12 protein-coding genes are annotated in these 14,921 nt (G+C 71.6%); 3 read left to right on the top strand and 9 right to left on the bottom strand.

Translation table 11 applies throughout. The features are described 5' to 3' along the window. Positions 1 to 56: 56 nt before the first annotated feature. Positions 57 to 1,085 (bottom strand): LLM class flavin-dependent oxidoreductase, encoded by a 1,029-nt coding sequence (locus KVT45_RS41050; RefSeq protein WP_217554504.1) that lies wholly within the window; start codon positions 1,083 to 1,085, stop codon positions 57 to 59. A gap of 223 nt (positions 1,086 to 1,308) precedes the next feature. On the opposite strand from KVT45_RS41050, the gene KVT45_RS41045 reads away from it, so the two are divergent. Continuing rightward, entirely contained in the window at positions 1,309 to 1,650 is a 342-nt protein-coding gene (locus KVT45_RS41045) for an ATP/GTP-binding protein (RefSeq protein ID WP_217554503.1), read from the top strand. 12 nt (positions 1,651 to 1,662) lie between these two features. Here the strand turns inward: KVT45_RS41045 and KVT45_RS41040 are convergent, their stop codons facing one another. The 8 genes from KVT45_RS41040 to mce form a co-directional block, all read right to left on the bottom strand. Further along, entirely contained in the window at positions 1,663 to 2,544 is an 882-nt protein-coding gene (locus KVT45_RS41040; RefSeq protein ID WP_217554502.1) for an ABC transporter permease subunit, read from the bottom strand. Then, positions 2,541 to 3,809: an ABC transporter ATP-binding protein gene (locus tag KVT45_RS41035; RefSeq protein ID WP_217554501.1), complete on the bottom strand. Its 1,269-nt coding sequence runs from the start codon at positions 3,807 to 3,809 to the stop codon at positions 2,541 to 2,543. The genes KVT45_RS41040 and KVT45_RS41035 overlap by 4 nt, the downstream gene beginning before the upstream one ends. Before the next feature lie 121 nt (positions 3,810 to 3,930). After that, on the bottom strand, positions 3,931 to 4,707 hold the full coding sequence (locus tag KVT45_RS41030; protein WP_217554500.1) for an ABC transporter permease: 777 nt from the start codon (positions 4,705 to 4,707) through the stop codon (positions 3,931 to 3,933). Position 4,708: 1 nt separating this feature from the next. Next, a complete protein-coding gene (locus KVT45_RS41025; protein WP_217554499.1) occupies positions 4,709 to 5,665 on the bottom strand; it encodes an ABC transporter ATP-binding protein in 957 nt (318 codons plus the stop codon). Between the two features lie 56 nt (positions 5,666 to 5,721). Continuing rightward, complete coding sequence (locus tag KVT45_RS41020) at positions 5,722 to 6,498, bottom strand: maleylpyruvate isomerase family mycothiol-dependent enzyme (RefSeq protein ID WP_217554498.1); 777 nt, start codon at positions 6,496 to 6,498, stop codon at positions 5,722 to 5,724. Positions 6,499 to 6,702: 204 nt separating this feature from the next. Then, positions 6,703 to 7,638 (bottom strand): cellulose-binding protein, encoded by a 936-nt coding sequence (locus tag KVT45_RS41015; protein ID WP_089098739.1) that lies wholly within the window; start codon positions 7,636 to 7,638, stop codon positions 6,703 to 6,705. A 195-nt stretch (positions 7,639 to 7,833) separates the two neighbouring features. Further along, positions 7,834 to 11,682 carry a polarized growth protein Scy gene (gene scy / locus KVT45_RS41010; RefSeq protein WP_217554497.1) on the bottom strand — a complete coding sequence of 1,283 codons (3,849 nt, stop codon included), beginning with the start codon at positions 11,680 to 11,682 and terminating at the stop codon, positions 7,834 to 7,836. 222 nt (positions 11,683 to 11,904) lie between these two features. Continuing rightward, entirely contained in the window at positions 11,905 to 12,345 is a 441-nt protein-coding gene (gene mce / locus KVT45_RS41005) for a methylmalonyl-CoA epimerase (protein WP_089098737.1), read from the bottom strand. A 149-nt stretch (positions 12,346 to 12,494) separates the two neighbouring features. Here mce and KVT45_RS41000 point away from each other — a divergent pair, with 149 nt between their 5' ends. Together KVT45_RS41000 and meaB are read left to right on the top strand one after the other, a co-directional pair. After that, a complete protein-coding gene (locus tag KVT45_RS41000) occupies positions 12,495 to 13,700 on the top strand; it encodes an acetyl-CoA C-acetyltransferase (protein ID WP_217554496.1) in 1,206 nt (401 codons plus the stop codon). 50 nt (positions 13,701 to 13,750) lie between these two features. Beyond that, positions 13,751 to 14,707 (top strand): methylmalonyl Co-A mutase-associated GTPase MeaB, encoded by a 957-nt coding sequence (gene meaB / locus KVT45_RS40995; RefSeq protein WP_217554495.1) that lies wholly within the window; start codon positions 13,751 to 13,753, stop codon positions 14,705 to 14,707. The last annotated feature ends 214 nt before the right edge of the window (positions 14,708 to 14,921 follow it).

Raw genomic sequence — 14,921 nt, 5'->3', positions numbered from 1 at the left:
CCACACGCGGGAGGTGCATCAGTCACTGGGGCGGCAAGCTCCCCGCGGCGGTGAGGTCACCGGAGGTGTGGCAGTACCTCGGCACCCAGCCGTCGTACGTTCTCCTCCGTGGCCGCCAGATCCCCCGAGCCCTCCGTCAGCAGGGCGAAACGGGAGATGCCGGTCCGCTCGGAGGTCGCGGCGAGCCGGTCGACGCACAGCCGCGGGGTACCCACCGGGTGGAGTCCGCAGAGCAGTTCGGTGTACCCGAGCGGGTCCCGCATGGATCGGAACCGGCCGTCCACCGTCATGTGGGCCTCCAGGCCCTGCTTCAGCCAGCCCGGCATCGCCTTCGTCAGGGTCTCCGCGGCGTCGGTGCGGCTGTCCGCGATCTGGCAGACGCCGGCCGAGACGTGGGCCGCCCCGGCGATCTCGTCGCCGGGCCGCCCGGCCGCCCGCGCGTGCTGCCGCCACAACGCGACCATCTCGGCCTTCTCCTCGTCGCCGACGTGCATCCCGAGCAGCATCGGCAGCCCCCGCTCGGCGGCCAGCCGGATGCTCGCCGCAGAGGTGCAGGCGATCACCACCTCCGGCCCCGGCGCCTCCGTCAGCGCCTCCGACGGGCGCGGTACGACGGGGACCTCACGGAACGAGAAGCGCGGGCCGGAGGCCGACACGGCCGGTTCGCGCAGCCATCGCATCAGCAGATCGAGTGATTCGGGGAAGCCCTGTTCGTACGCCTCCAGGCCGGAGCCGAAGACCTCCAGATCCACCCAGGGCCCGCCCCGCCCCACGCCGAGCGTGAAGCGGCCGCCGCTCGTCACATGCAGCAGCGCGGCCTGCTCGCCGAGGGCGACCGGGTGGACGGTGGGCAGTACGCTCACCGCCGTACCGACCCGCAGCCGCCGGGTGCGGCCCAGCAGTAGAGCCGCCAGCGTGACCGCCGACGGACACGTGCCGTACGGCACGAAGTGGTGCTCGGCCAGCCAGACCGCGTCCAGACCGGATTCCTCGGCCACCTCCGCCGTGCGCACCGCCCGGTGCAGGGCTTCCCCTTGGCCCTGGCCCGGGAACTGGGCGGCCAGCACAAAACTACCTACGCGCATCGTTTCTTCCTGCTTTCCTGGCTCCGACCCGGAGCTCCCCCACCGGGCATAACCGTCTGACACGTGCCGAGGACACGGCCTGGCGGAGAGATTTGCGGATTGTCTGGAGAATGGGTCGCCTTGGAGGGGGACTTGTGTGGGTTGGTGCCCTACGCGTACCCCCGTGCGCGCGTCGTAGGCTGGACACAGCCCGTGCTTCCTGTATAGCCCCGAGAGGTGTCCCGTGTCCCCGCGTCGCAACCGACCCAAGGGCCTGAACGGATCGGACTCGTCCGCCCGGAGCGCCGAGGACGACCGCGCGGACCGCTACGGCGGCTGGCAGTCCACCGAGAACTGGCAGGGCGAGGAGTGGAGCGTCCGGCATGTGGCAGGCGCCAGCGCGGTCGGCAAGACGTACCGCTGCCCGGGCTGCGACCAGGTGATCGCCTCCGGCGTCCCGCACGTGGTGGCCTGGCCGGAGCACTCGGGCGTGGACGAGCGCCGGCACTGGCACAAGGCCTGCTGGAACGCGAAGGACCGCCGCACCACGCGGGTGCAGCGGCCCAGGAACGCGCCGAAGTTCTGAGAGCCGTACGGCCTACACGTCCCGCTTCTCCAGCAGCGCGTACGCGCCCCCGAACGCGACGGCCGTCACGCCCAGGATGATCCACAGCGGGTCCCAGCCCGAAGGGCCGGAATCGCTCAGGGAGTTGGAGTAGAAGACGCTCAGCTGGTTCGGGATCGAGTACTCGAACAGGGCGTTGCGCACCTTCTCCAGCGACGAGGAGAACATGAACAGGGCGATCACCAGCGGGGCGAGCACCGCGCCGATCATGATGGTGATGGCGCCCGCCGAGTGCCGGATGATCGAGCCGATGATCAGCGAGAGCAGTCCGAGCAGCGCGATGTAGAGGCTGACGCCGACGGTTCCCTTCAGCCATTCCCCGCCGGTCGGCGTCCGGGCGACGTCGCTCAGCATCGACACCTGCGTCATGGCCACGAACGCGCTGGCCGCGAGGGTGATCACGAACGCGACCGCGAAGAAGACGATCGCCTTCGCCGCCAGCACGCGGGCACGGGAGGGGCAGGCCACCATCGTCGTACGGATCATGCCCGTGCCGTACTCCGAGGCGGTCGTCAGCACGCCGAGCGTGATGATGCACATGCTGCCGAGCAGCAGCCCGAAGAAGCCGAGCGACAGCGCGTTGTTGTCGGACAGGTCGTCGGACGAGGAGGAGTTGCTGACCACCGCGCCGGCAAGGAGGCCGATGCCGACCACCAGCAGGACGAAGACGCCGAGCGTCCAGATCGTCGAGCGCACCGATCTGATCTTCGTCCACTCGGACGTGATCGCGTGCCCGAGGTGGGTGCGCACCACCGGGATCGGCGAGACGTAACCGGGGTACGGACCGCCGGGCGCCGCCTGCCGGTCGGGCGCGGCCGGAGCTGCCTGCGGCAGCGGAGGCTGGTGGGTGCTCATCGGGCGTCCTCGGGCTTGGTCAGGTCGGCGGGAGCGGAGGCGGAGGCGGGGTCGCCCGCCGGCGTGGGTGCGGCGGCGGGCGCCGGAGTGGGCGCCGGAGCGGGCGCCGGCTGTGCGTAGGGGTTCGGAGCGGCCTGGGGAGCCCCGTACGGGCCCTGCGGGGCGCCGTACCCGCCGACGGGCGCCGCGGGCGGGTACGGCGCCCCGGGCGCTCCGTACAGCCCCGCCGGCCGGCCGCCAGGCGGGGGCGGCGGCGGGGCGTACCAGCCCGGCTGGCCCTGCCCGGGCACCGGCATCGGCGGCTGGGCGCCGGGCGGCAGGGGCTGCTGGAAGCCTGCCTTCTGGTCGATGCTGGAGCGGTAGTCGACGGCGCCCTGCGTCATCCGCATGTACGCCTCCTCCAGCGAGGCCTGGTGCGGGGACAGCTCCCACAGCCGTACGTCCGCCTCGTGCGCCAGGTCGCTGATCCGGGGCAGCGGCAGCCCGGTCACTCTGAGCGCCCCGTCCTGCTCCGGCAGGACATGCCCGCCGGCCTCGGTCAGCGCCGAGCCGAGCTTCTCGCGCAGCTGCGGCTCGGTGTCCGGGGTGCGAACGCGCGCGAAGTCGGCGGAATTGGCCGAAATGAAGTCGGTCACGCTCATGTCGGCGAGCAGCTGGCCCCGGCCGATGACGATGAGGTGGTCGGCGGTCAGCGCCATCTCGCTCATGAGGTGGGAGGAGACGAAGACGGTCCGGCCCTCGGCGGCGAGGGACTTCATCAGGTTGCGCACCCAGAGGATGCCCTCGGGGTCGAGGCCGTTGACCGGCTCGTCGAAGAGCAGCACCTGGGGGTCGCCGAGGAGTGCGGCGGCGATGCCGAGGCGCTGGCCCATGCCGAGCGAGAAGCCCTTGGAGCGCTTTCCGGCCACGTCCTGGAGGCCCACCACGCCGAGCACCTCGTCGACCCGGCGGGCCGGGATGGCGGACAGCTGGGCCAAGGAGAGCAGGTGGTTGCGGGCGGACCGGCCGCCGTGCACCGCCTTGGCGTCGAGCAGCGCGCCGACCTGGCGGGCGGCGTTCTGGAGCTTGCGGTACGGGAAGCCGCCGATCGTCACCGAACCGGCGGTCGGGTTGTCCAGACCCAGGATCATCCGCATGGTCGTCGACTTGCCCGAACCGTTCGGCCCGAGGAAGCCGGTGACGGCCCCGGGTCGTACCTGGAAGGAAAGGTTGTAGACGGCGGTCTTGTCGCCGTAGCGCTTGGTCAGGCCGACAGCCTCGATCATGCTCCGCACCCATCGAAAGGATCAGGACATGGGGCAGACGCCCCCCGTAAGGGTTAGGAGGATATCGGGGAGCTGACGGTTCCGCCCAAGAGCATGCAAAGACTTCAGGCGACAGGTCCGGTCACTGGGCGTCGCGCCGCTTCAGCAGGACGTACCCGCCGGCCAGCGCCGCGATCACCCACAGCCCCATGATCCCGAGCCCGCCCCAGGGCCCGTACGGGACGTCGTCGCCGACCCTCGGTACCACCTGCATGATGTGGCTGCCCGCCTGGTCCGGCAGGAACCGGCCGATCTTCTTGGTGGCGTCGACGTTGCCGAGGATGTTGGAGATCAGGAAGAAGAACGGCATCAGGATGCCCAGCGAGAGCATCGGCGAGCGCAGCATCGAGGCCACGCCCATGGAGAACATCGCGATGAGCGTCATGTAGAGCCCGCCGCCGACGACCGCGCGCAGCACCCCGGGGTCACCGAGGTGGGCGCGGTGGGAGCCGAGCATGGCCTGCCCGAGGAAGAAGGCGGCGAAGCTGGTCACCATGCCGACGACCAGTACCAGGCCGGCCGCCACCGCGATCTTGCTGAACAGGAAGGTGGCCCGCTGCGGCACGGCGGCCAGCGAGACCCTGATCATCCCGGTGCTGTACTCGTTGGAGACGACGAGCACCCCGAACACGATCATCGCCAGCTGGCCGAGGGTCATCCCGGCGAAGCTGATGTTCGTCGGGTCGAAGGAGAGCCGTTCGCGCGCCGGCATCCTGGAGAACTGGCTGTTCGCCAGCGCGGAGAGCAGCATCCCGAGGGCCACGGTGACCACCACGGCCAGGGACAGCGTCCACACCGTCGAGGCGACGGACCGGATCTTGGTCCACTCGGACCGTACGACCTGCGTGACGACGGCCATGTCATGCCCCCTTGTCCCAGCCGGAGCCCCAGGCCTGCGGCACCGGGGGCGAGTCGGCGTGCGCGTGGTACTCCACGGACTCCGCCGTCAGTTGCATGAACGCCTCCTCCAGCGAGGCCTGCTGGATGCTCAGCTCGTGCAGCACGATCCCGTTCTGCGCGGCCAGCTCCCCGATCGGCTCGGCCTTCCCGCCCTCCACCTCCAGGGCTCCGGCCCCCGTCTCGACGACGGTGATCCCCGCCCCGTGCAGCACGTCGAGCAGCCGCTCGCGCTGCGGGGAGCGGACCCGGACGTACGACCGTGAGTTCGTCCGGATGAAGTCCGCCATGGAGGTGTCGGCGAGCAGCCGCCCCTGCCCGATGACGACGAGGTGGTCGGCGGTCAGCGCCATCTCGCTCATGAGGTGCGAGGAGACGAACACGGTCCGCCCCTGGGCGGCCAGCGACTTCATCAGGTTCCGGATCCAGTGGATGCCCTCGGGGTCGAGCCCGTTCACCGGCTCGTCGAACATCAGGATCCGCGGGTCGCCGAGCAGCGCCCCCGCGATCCCGAGCCGCTGCCCCATCCCGAGCGAGAACCCCTTGGCCTTCTTCCGCGCCACCGCCGTCAGCCCGACGGTGTCGAGGACCTCGGCCACCCGTGCCTTCGCAATCCCGTTGCTCTGCGCGAGGCACAGCAGATGGTTGAAGGCACTGCGCCCGCCGTGCACGGCCTTGGCGTCGAGCAGCGCCCCGATGTACGTCAGCGGATCCTTGAGCTGCTCGTACCGCTTGCCGTCGATCCGCACCCGGCCGGCCGTGGGGTGGTCGAGCCCGAGGATCATCCGCATGGTGGTGGACTTCCCGGCACCGTTGGGCCCGAGGAATCCGGTCACGATGCCGGGTCTGACGGTGAACGTGAGGTCGTCGACCGCCGTCTTGTCTCCGTAGCGCTTGGTCAGGGCCGCCAGCTCGATCATGCGGCCACGCTAAGACCGGCTCACGGGGGCTGCCACCTGAGGGCGGCCGGTGTCTCCTACTCTTCCGGCTCCCAGGCCAGCAGCTGGTCGAACAACCGTCGGTCCCCGTCGAGTTTCAGGGAGTCCACCGGGACCCGGTCGTACAGGGCGAGGACCAGCTCGCCGGCCGTGCCCCGGAGGGAGGCGTCGGCCGCGGGCGTCGGGTCCGGGGTCGTGAGCCGTGCGGTCCGTGCGCCGTCGGCGGAGAGGGAGACGCGCCAGGAGCGGCCCTCGGTGGCGTGGTAGTCGACGATGACGGGCCGGTGCGGCCAGGGGGACGTGGTCGCGCAGCAGGTGTGCAGGAACTCGTCGACACCGTCGAGTGCCACCTCGTCCGGCAGCGGCCGCGGGGCGCCCGCGGCGAGCTGGGCGTCGTAGGTGTGCAGCGCGATCTCCTGGAGCTGGTGCCGGGCGCCGGCACCGGTGGTCTGCGGCGACTGCGACGCGGGCCACCACGTCCAGCAGCCGCGGTCCGGGCCGGACTCCCGCAGCGCGTCCAGCAGCTGCCGCGCCGACGCGGTCCACCACTCCAGCAGGGCCTCGCGCTCCCGAGGGGCCGCCGGGGTGTCCCAAGCGGACTTGGCCGGGGGAGCGTCGGCAGGCCCCGTGGCGACGATGACGGCCCACTTGCGACGCCCCTCGCCCAGGTGCCGCACCAGGTCGAACAGCGTCCACTCGGGGCAGGTGGGCACCCGCACGTCGAGACCGGGCGCGGCGGCTAACGCGGCGCGGAAGGCGTTCGACCGTTCGTCTATCAGGCGCAACAGGTCGGAGAAGTCGAGAGTCGTTTCCACCCCGGATCTCTATCATCCGGCTCCGGCGGCCGGACAGCGGTTTTCCCGGCCGGGGCGCCCCTGAAGCGGCGCCGGGTGCACGCCCCTGAAAGGGGCGCGGGGAACTGCGCGACCAGCCCCCACCGGCCCGCACCCGTACGACGAAGGCCCGCACCCCCCGAAGGGAATGCGGGCCTTTGATGTCGCTATCGCAATCGCTAACGCTTACCGGGACTGCTGAGCCGGCACCCCGCGGGAGATCGGCTCGTCCTCCGCCGGGGAGCTGGCGGCGGCCACCGCGGCACCGGTCAGCGTGGCCAGCATCTCGCGGACGTTGGTCAGCTGGGCGTTGATGCTGTCGCGGCGGTTCGTCAGCGCGGCGAGCTCACGCTCGGATTCCGAACGGATCCGGTCGGCCTTGGCGTTCGCGTCCGCGACGATGTCCTCGGCCTGGCGCTGAGCCGTCTCGACGGTCTGACGGGCGCGGCGCTCGGCGTCGGTGCGCAGCTTCTCGGCCTCCAGGCGCAGCTGCTCCGCGCGGTGCTCGATCTCCGCGAGGCGCTTTTCGGCCTTCTGCTGGCGGGACGCCAGGTCACGCTCGGACTGCTCGCGGCGCTTCGCGAGGTTCGTCTCGAAGTCGGCGGCGGCCTGCGCGGCCTTCGCACGGGTCTCCTCGAAGAGGGCGTCCGCCTCCTCGCGCTTGGACTGCGCGTCCTTCTGGGCCTCGGAGCGCAGCTGCGACGCGTCGCTCTTGGCCTTCTCGACGATCCGGACGCCCTCGTCCTCGGCCTTGGCCTTGCGCTCCGCAGCGAACGATTCTGCGTCGTTGCGCACCTGCTGGGCCGCCGACTCGGCGAGCTCGCGGTGCTGCTCGGCCGCCCGGCGGGCCTCCTCGCGCAGGTCCTTCGCCTCCTCCTCGGCGAGGCGGAGGATCTTCTCGACACGCGCGCCGAGACCGGCGTACGACGGCTCCGCGTCGGTGACCTGAGCCTGGGCGTTCTGCGTCTCGAGGTGGAGCTCCTCGATGCGCTTCTCCAGAGCGGTGATGCGGGCGAGAGCACTGTCACGGTCGGAGACGAGCTTGGAGATGCGTTCGTCCACCTGAGCGCGGTCGTACCCACGCCGCACAAGCTCGAAGCCGTAGGGGGAAGTGTCGCTCATGGGTTTCCTGTCGAGTGAGACCGGTGAGGTGATAGGTGGAATCCTAGGGGCCGATGCGGTGTGTCATCGAGCGGATGCGTGTTTGATCTGGAGAATGACACCACTTTTGGGTGGCTGGCTGTGAGAACGCTTGCCAAAGCCTCTGCCAAAGGTTCACGCAAAAGCCCTAGAACACTACAGATCGGACTTTCTGCTCTAGCCTTCTGACGGCTTGCCACCCGATCGGGGTGCCCCCACCGTGCTGCCCGCCTTGACGCCGCCGTCCTTGGCGGACGACGGGGTCTCGAAGGATTCCAACGCCTCCAGGACGTCCTGGACACGGGAGATCTCGCCGTTGATGTTCTCCCGCCGGCGCTCCAGGATCTCCAGTTCGCGCTTTCCTTCCTCGACCGTGCGGCGGGCCTCGCGGATCGCCTCGGCCTTGAGCTCCTCGGCCTCCCGGACCAGCGTGGCCTTCTTCTGCTCGGCCTCCTTGAGCAGCCCCTCGGCCTTCTTGACGGCGGCGATCCGGACCTTGCCCGCCTCGGAGTTCGCCTCCGAGACCAGGTCCTTGGCCTTGGCCTGGGCCTTGGCCAGCTGCTCCTCGGCGGCCTTGATGAGCGCGTCGCAGCGGTCGCCGGTGGACCGCATGGTCTCGGCGGCCTCGCGGCGGGCCCGCTCGTGCAGCCCCTCGATCTCGGTGGTGATGCGCTCGCGCAGCTCCTCCGCACGCTCCCTTATGGCGGTGGCGTCCCGGCGGGCGCCGACGAGCAGCTCGTCCGCGTCCGTACGGGCCTTCTCCACCATCGAGTTGCCCTCGACCGTGGCCTCGGAGACCAGCCGGTCGGCCTCGTTGCGGGCCGCGCCCACCATCGTGTCGGCCTGCGACTCGGCGTCCGCGGTGGCCTTCATCGCCTGCTGCTGTGCCTCGGTGAGCAGCTTGTCGGCCTCGGCGGTCGTCTCGTTGATGAGCGTGTCGACCTGCTCGGCCACGTCCTGGCGCCGCTTGTTGGCGTCCCTTCGGGCCTCGTCGAGGGTGCGGTCGGACTCCTCGCGCGCGGCGTTGACCATGCGCTCGGCCTCCGCCTCCGCGTCGGCCTTGAGCCGCTCGGCGTCGGCGCGGGTCCGGTCGGCGTGCAGCTGGGCGGAGCCGACCGTCTCGGCGGCCTCGGCGCGCAGCCGCTCCGCGTCGCCGGTGGCGTCCGAGATCAGCTTCTCCGCCTTGGCGATGGCGTCGGCGCGGACCCGGTCGGCCTCGGCGATGGTCTCGTTCTGGAGCAGCTCGGCCTCGTTGCGCGCCTCGGTGATGAGGGTGTCGGCCTGGGTCGCCGCGTCCGAACGCATCCGGTTGGCGTCCTCGCGCGCCTCGGCACGCGTGCGCGTGGCGTCCTGGTCGGCCTGGGCGACCGCGTCGGAGACCTCGGTGCGCACCCGCTGGGCATGGGCGGCCGCCTCGGACCGCAGCCGCTCCGACTCGGTCATCGCGTCGGCGACGGTCCGCTCGGCGAGCGCCTTCGCCGCCTCGGACGCCTCGGCCGCCTCGCGCCGGATCCGGGTCGCGTCCTCACTGGCCCGCTCCCGCTCGGAGTAGGCGTCGGCGCGGACCCGGTCGGACTCCTCCTCGGCCTCCCGCCGGGTACGGTCGGCGGCGTGCTCGGCGGCCGAGCGCAGCCCGGTGATCTCCGCCTGCGCCTGCTCGTGCAGCCCGGAGACCGAGTCCCGTACCTGCTGGGCGTGGAGTTCGGCGGCCGACACCATCTCGGTGGCCCGCCGGTCCGCCTCCTCGACCAGCCGTACGGCCTCGGCCTGCGCCTCCTCGACGCGGTTGCGCGCCTGAGCCAGCAGGTCCTCGCTCTGCTCGCGGGCCCGCTCCCGCTCCTGGCCGGCCTCCTCGCGCGCCGAACCGAGGAGGTCCTCGGCCTCCCGGCGGCGGCGGGCGGCCTCCTCCTGGGCGGCGGCCAGCGTCTCGGACGCCTCGGTGGACAGCCGCTCGGCGGCCGCCTGCGCCTCGGCACGCACCCGGTCGGCGGTGTCCTGGGCCTCCTGCTTGAGCCGCTCCGCCTCCGCGGCGGCCTCGGACCGCAGCCGTACGGCGATGCTCTCGCCCTCCGCGCGGGATGCCGACGCGTCGGCGGCGGCCTCGTCGCGCAGCCGCTCGGCCTCGGTCTCGGCCTGCTGCTGGAGCGTACGGATCCGCTCGGCGGCCTCGCCGCGCAGCCGGTCGGTCTCCTCGGCGGCCTCCCGGCGGATCCGCCCGGCCTCCTCGCGCGCCTCGGTCAGCGACTGCTCGGCACTCGTCAGCCGGTCCTCGGCCTCGGTGTGCAGCCGGGTCAGCTCGTCGGCGGCCTCCGCGCGCCGGGCGTCGACGCCCCGCTCGGTCTCCTCGCGCAGCTCGGCCGCGGCCCGCTCGGCGTCCGCCTTGAGCCCCTCGGACTGCTCCAGGACCTCCTCGCGGTGCCGGTCGGCCTCCTGCCGGGTGCGCTCCAGGGTCTCCTCGGCCTGCCGGCGCAGCGCGGTCGCGCGCTCGATGGCCTCGGTGCGGACCTTCTCGCTGTCGGTGGTCGCGGTCTGCCGCAGTTCGTCGGCGTCGGCCTTGGCCTTGGCGAGCAGCTCCTCGGCGGACCTGGCCGCCTCCTCGATCTGCTGGACGGTCTCGCGCCGGGCCTCGGCCCGGATCGACTCGCCCTCGGCGACCGCGTCGGTGCGCAGCTGCTCGGCCTCGCCGCGCAGCCGGCGGGCCTCCTCCTGCAGCTCGACCGTCTTGGCGCGGTACTCCTTGGTGTCGTCCTTCGCCGTGCCCTTGAGCTGCTCGGCGATGTCGTGCGCCTCGGCGCGCAGCCGGTCCGCCTCGGTCTCCGCCTCGGTGCGGATCCGCTCGGCCTCCTCGACCGCGCCCTTGGTGGTCTGCCTGGCCTCCTCGGAGGCCCTGTTCAGGACGTCCTCGGCGGTCTTGGCGGCCTTCGCCAGCTGGGAGGCGCTCTCCTCGGCGGTGAGGCTGCGGGCCTTCTCGGAAGCCTCCGCGGTGATCTTCTCGGCCTCGGCCTTGGCATCCGCGACGATCTGCTCGGCGCTCGCCTTGGTGGCCTCCGCCTCCTTGGTGGCCTCGCTGACCAGCCGGGCGACCTGCTCCTTGGCGGTCTGGGTGCGCTGCTGGTTGGTGGCCTCGGCGCTGGAGAGGGCCTTGGTGGCGTTCGCCTCGGCCTCGGTGACCAGCTTCTCCGCCTCGGACTGCGCCTTGCGCAGCGCCTCCTCGGCCTCCGCCATCCGCTCCTCGGCGGCCCGGCTCAGCTCGCCCGCCTGCCGGCGGGCAGAGTCCGACTCCGTCGCGGTGGAGTTGCGCAGCTGCTCCGCGTGGTCGGTGGCCTCCTGGGCCTGCGTGGACGCGGCGTTCAGCAGCCGCTCGGCGTCCCGGCGGGCACGCAGCAGCAGCTGCTCGGCCTCCGCGCGGGCCGCCTCCGCGTCGCTGGTCAGCCGCTGCCGGGCCTCGTCGGTCAGCCGCTGGGCCTCGGCCCGGGCGGCGGCCATGGCCTGCTCGGCCTCGGCCCGCGACTCGTCGAGCAGTCGCCGGGCCTGCGACTCGGTGCGCGCCCGCAGCTGCTCGGCCCACGACACGTTCTCGTTGACGTGCGACTCGACGGTCTGCCGGCGCTCCGCCAGCTCCTGGTCCAGCTGCTGGCGGCGGGTCACCGCCTCCTGGTGCAGCTCGGCCTGGAGCCGCGCGGCCTGCTCGGCGTGCTCCTGGAGGATCCGCTGGGTCTGCGCCCGGGCCTCCGCGGCCACCCGGTCCGCCTCCTGGCGGATCTGGTCGGCCTGCACCTGGGCGTTACGGAGCAGCTGCTCGGCGTGGTAGCCGATGTCACCGCCGTCGAACGCGGGCCGGGACATGATGGTGCGCCGCGCCTCGTGCAACTTGGCGCGCAGCACCTCGACCTGGTAGCCGAGGTCCTCGGCATGCTGGATCGCCTTTTCCCGCTCGGTCTTCAGCCGTTTCATCTCGGCTTCGAAACGAGTGAGGTGGTCGACGTCAGCCGCCGGCTCTCGCTCCTGGCTCTCGTAGCCCCGCACTGCGCGGTCCCATCCGTCCCCTGGTCGCAACCTTTTCCGAACGAGCTCCGTCCATCCGCCGAACGGGGCCCCCGGGGAATGGTGTCAGATCAACGGCGGAGCACGGGCTGCTGCCCCGACGCTCGTCCCCCGAAACCCGGACCCCGGCATGCGGCCGCCCCGGCCCTGCGAACCTGCGAAGGGACGACCGCCCCCAACCCTACCGGCCCATATGTACGAGGGTCAGTGCTCAGGTGACTCAACAGCCGCCGAAGTGACCAGTTCTGTCAGTACGCCGTGGCAATCCTTTGGGTGCAAGAAGGTGATCCGCGACCCCATGGAGCCGATCCGTGGCTCCTCGTACAGAACGCGTACGCCCTTGGCACGGATGTCGGCCGCGTCCCCGTCCACATCCGCCGTACCGAAGGCGATGTGATGCACGCCCTCGCCGTTCTTCGCGAGCCACTTGCCGACCGCCGAGTCCTCCCGGGTCGGCTCAAGGAGCTGCAGGTAGGAGGCGCCGCCGTCGGACGTCTCGTTGATCTTGAGCATGGCCTCCCGCACGCCCTGCTCCTCGTTGACCTCGGTGTGGAACACCTCGAAGCCGTACGTGGCCCGGTAGAACTCGACAGTCGCGTCGAGGTCGTGGCAGGCGATCCCGATGTGGTCGATTCGCGTCAGCATGGATTCAGTGCAGCGCCACGGCGATGGTTACGCAACGTGCCAGCGATCACACTGACGGCCCGATGACGGCACGGAGTGCCACGCAATACATTCGAAGTAAACCCTCGTTCACTCCTCGGCAGTGCAGCCGGTAAGGGGATTCGCAGCTCATGACCTCTGGAACCTCTGGAACCACCTCGGTGATCGTCGCGGGCGCGCGGACGCCCATGGGACGACTGCTGGGCTCGCTGAAGTCCTTCTCCGGAGCCGACCTCGGCGGCTTCGCGATCAAGGCCGCCCTCGACCGTGCGGGGATCGGGGGCGACCAGGTGCAGTACGTGATCATGGGGCAGGTGCTCCAGGCCGGCGCCGGGCAGATCCCGGCCCGCCAGGCCGCCGTGAAGGCCGGCATCCCGATGAGCGTCCCGGCGCTCACGATCAACAAGGTCTGCCTCTCCGGCCTCGACGCCATCGCCCTCGCCGACCAGCTGATCCGCGCGGGCGAGTTCGACATCGTGGTCGCGGGCGGCCAGGAGTCCATGACCAACGCCCCGCACCTGCTCCCGAAGTCCCGCGAGGGCTTCAAGTACGGCGCGATCGAGATGCTCGACGCGATGGCGTACGACGGTCTGACCGACGCCTGGGAGAACATCCCGATGGGCGAGTCGACCGAGAAGCACAACACCCGCCTCGGCATCCGGCGCCCCGAGCAGGACGAGATCGCCGCCCTGTCGCACCAGCGGGCCGCGGCCGCGCAGAAGAACGGGATCTTCGAGGCCGAGATCACCCCGGTCGAGATCCCGCAGCGCAAGGGCGAGCCCGTCGTCTTCAGCAAGGACGAGGGCATCCGTGGCGACACCACGGCGGAGTCGCTCGGCAGGCTGCGGCCGGCGTTCACCCGCGACGGCACGATCACGGCCGGTACCTCCTCGCAGATCTCGGACGGTGCGGCGGCCGTGGTCGTGATGAGCAAGGCCAAGGCCGAGGAACTGGGCCTGGAGTGGCTCGCCGAGATCGGCGCCCACGGCAACGTGGCGGGACCGGACAACTCCCTCCAGTCCCAGCCGTCCAACGCCATCCGGCACGCCCTGAAGAAGGACGGCCTGGAGGTCTCCGACCTCGACCTCATCGAGATCAACGAGGCCTTCGCCGCGGTCGCCGTCCAGTCAATGAAGGACCTCGGGGTGTCCACCGAAACGGTGAACGTCAACGGCGGTGCCATCGCCCTGGGCCACCCCATCGGCATGTCCGGCGCCCGGCTCGTCCTGCACCTGGCTCTGGAGCTCAAGCGCCGGGGCGGCGGGGTCGGCGCGGCCGCGCTGTGCGGTGGCGGCGGCCAGGGTGACGCGCTGATCGTGCGGGTACCGAAGGCCTGAGCACGTTTCTCTGAGCGAACAGAGAGCGAACGGAAGCGAACGGAGCTGTGATGCAGGACGTCTCCTCACTGGTGGCCCAGGCCAGGGAGGGCCGACCGCGTGCGGTGGCCCGCCTGATCTCCCTGGTGGAGGGGGCGTCCCCGCAGCTCAGGGAGGTCATGGCGGCGCTCGCGCCGCTGACCGGGAACGCGTATGTGGTGGGTCTGACGGGTTCCCCGGGTGTCGGTAAGTCGACCTCGACCTCGGCGCTCGTCAGTGCCTATCGCAAACAGGGAAAGCGGGTCGGCGTCCTGGCCGTCGACCCGTCCTCCCCCTTCTCCGGGGGCGCCCTGCTCGGCGACCGCGTCCGGATGTCCGACCACGCCTCCGACCCCGGCGTCTACATCCGCTCGATGGCCACCCGCGGCCACCTCGGCGGCCTCGCCTGGGCCGCCCCCCAGGCCATCCGCGTCCTGGACGCGGCGGGCTGTGACGTGATCCTGGTGGAGACGGTCGGGGTGGGGCAGTCGGAGGTGGAGATCGCCTCCCAGGCCGACACCTCGGTCGTCCTGCTCGCCCCGGGGATGGGCGACGGCATCCAGGCGGCCAAGGCCGGAATCCTGGAGATCGGCGACGTGTACGTGGTCAACAAGGCGGACCGGGACGGCGCGGACGCCACGGCGCGGGAACTGAACCACATGCTGGGCCTCGGCGAGTCCCGCGGCCCGGGCGACTGGCGCCCCCCGATCGTCAAGACGGTCGCCGCGCGGTCGGAGGGCATCGACGAGCTGGTGGAGGCCCTGGAAAAGCACCGCGCCTGGATGGAGGAGCGAGGCGTCCTGACGGAACGCCGTGTGGCCCGCGCCGCCCGCGAGGTCGAGACCATCGCGGTGACGGCCCTGCGCGCACGCATCGGCGACCTCCACGGCGACCGCCACATCGACGCCCTCGCCGACCGCATCGTGGCCGGCGAACTGGACCCGTACCGCGCGGCGGACGAACTGGTGACGGGCCTGACGGAGGGCTGACGCCGGTCGGGCCGACGTCGTGCGGGTGGGGGCCTTGTGATTCGGCCGCGGGCCGGTGGGGGCTGGTCGCGCAGTTCCCCGCGCCCCTTACGGGGCGCTGCAGCAATCGGCGAATGAGACCGAACTCCCGTCCGTGCTGCTAGTTTGAGCGGCATGTTCCTCTCCTTGGCGTAAGAGCGCACCCGACGCCGCCACCGGCATGTGAACGCCCCGT

The organism is Streptomyces sp. GbtcB6, assembly GCF_019091475.1.
GTDB classification, from domain to species: domain Bacteria; phylum Actinomycetota; class Actinomycetes; order Streptomycetales; family Streptomycetaceae; genus Streptomyces; species Streptomyces hyaluromycini.
Note: the sequence above shows the minus strand (reverse complement) of the source record. Positions and strands in the feature narration are given on the sequence as shown.

Bases quoted from the DNA above. Each gene is read 5' to 3' on its own strand.
- mce (WP_089098737.1), bottom strand. From the start codon at position 12,345: ATGCTGACGCGAATCGACCACATCGGGATCGCCTGCCACGACCTCGAC.
- KVT45_RS41015 (WP_089098739.1), bottom strand. From the start codon at position 7,638: ATGAGCGACACTTCCCCCTACGGCTTCGAGCTTGTGCGGCGTGGGTAC.
- KVT45_RS41025 (WP_217554499.1), bottom strand. From the start codon at position 5,665: ATGATCGAGCTGGCGGCCCTGACCAAGCGCTACGGAGACAAGACGGCG.
- KVT45_RS41000 (WP_217554496.1), top strand. From the start codon at position 12,495: ATGACCTCTGGAACCTCTGGAACCACCTCGGTGATCGTCGCGGGCGCG.
- meaB (WP_217554495.1), top strand. From the start codon at position 13,751: ATGCAGGACGTCTCCTCACTGGTGGCCCAGGCCAGGGAGGGCCGACCG.
- KVT45_RS41035 (WP_217554501.1), bottom strand. From the start codon at position 3,809: ATGATCGAGGCTGTCGGCCTGACCAAGCGCTACGGCGACAAGACCGCC.
- KVT45_RS41030 (WP_217554500.1), bottom strand. From the start codon at position 4,707: ATGGCCGTCGTCACGCAGGTCGTACGGTCCGAGTGGACCAAGATCCGG.
- KVT45_RS41040 (WP_217554502.1), bottom strand. From the start codon at position 2,544: ATGAGCACCCACCAGCCTCCGCTGCCGCAGGCAGCTCCGGCCGCGCCC.
- KVT45_RS41050 (WP_217554504.1), bottom strand. From the start codon at position 1,085: ATGCGCGTAGGTAGTTTTGTGCTGGCCGCCCAGTTCCCGGGCCAGGGC.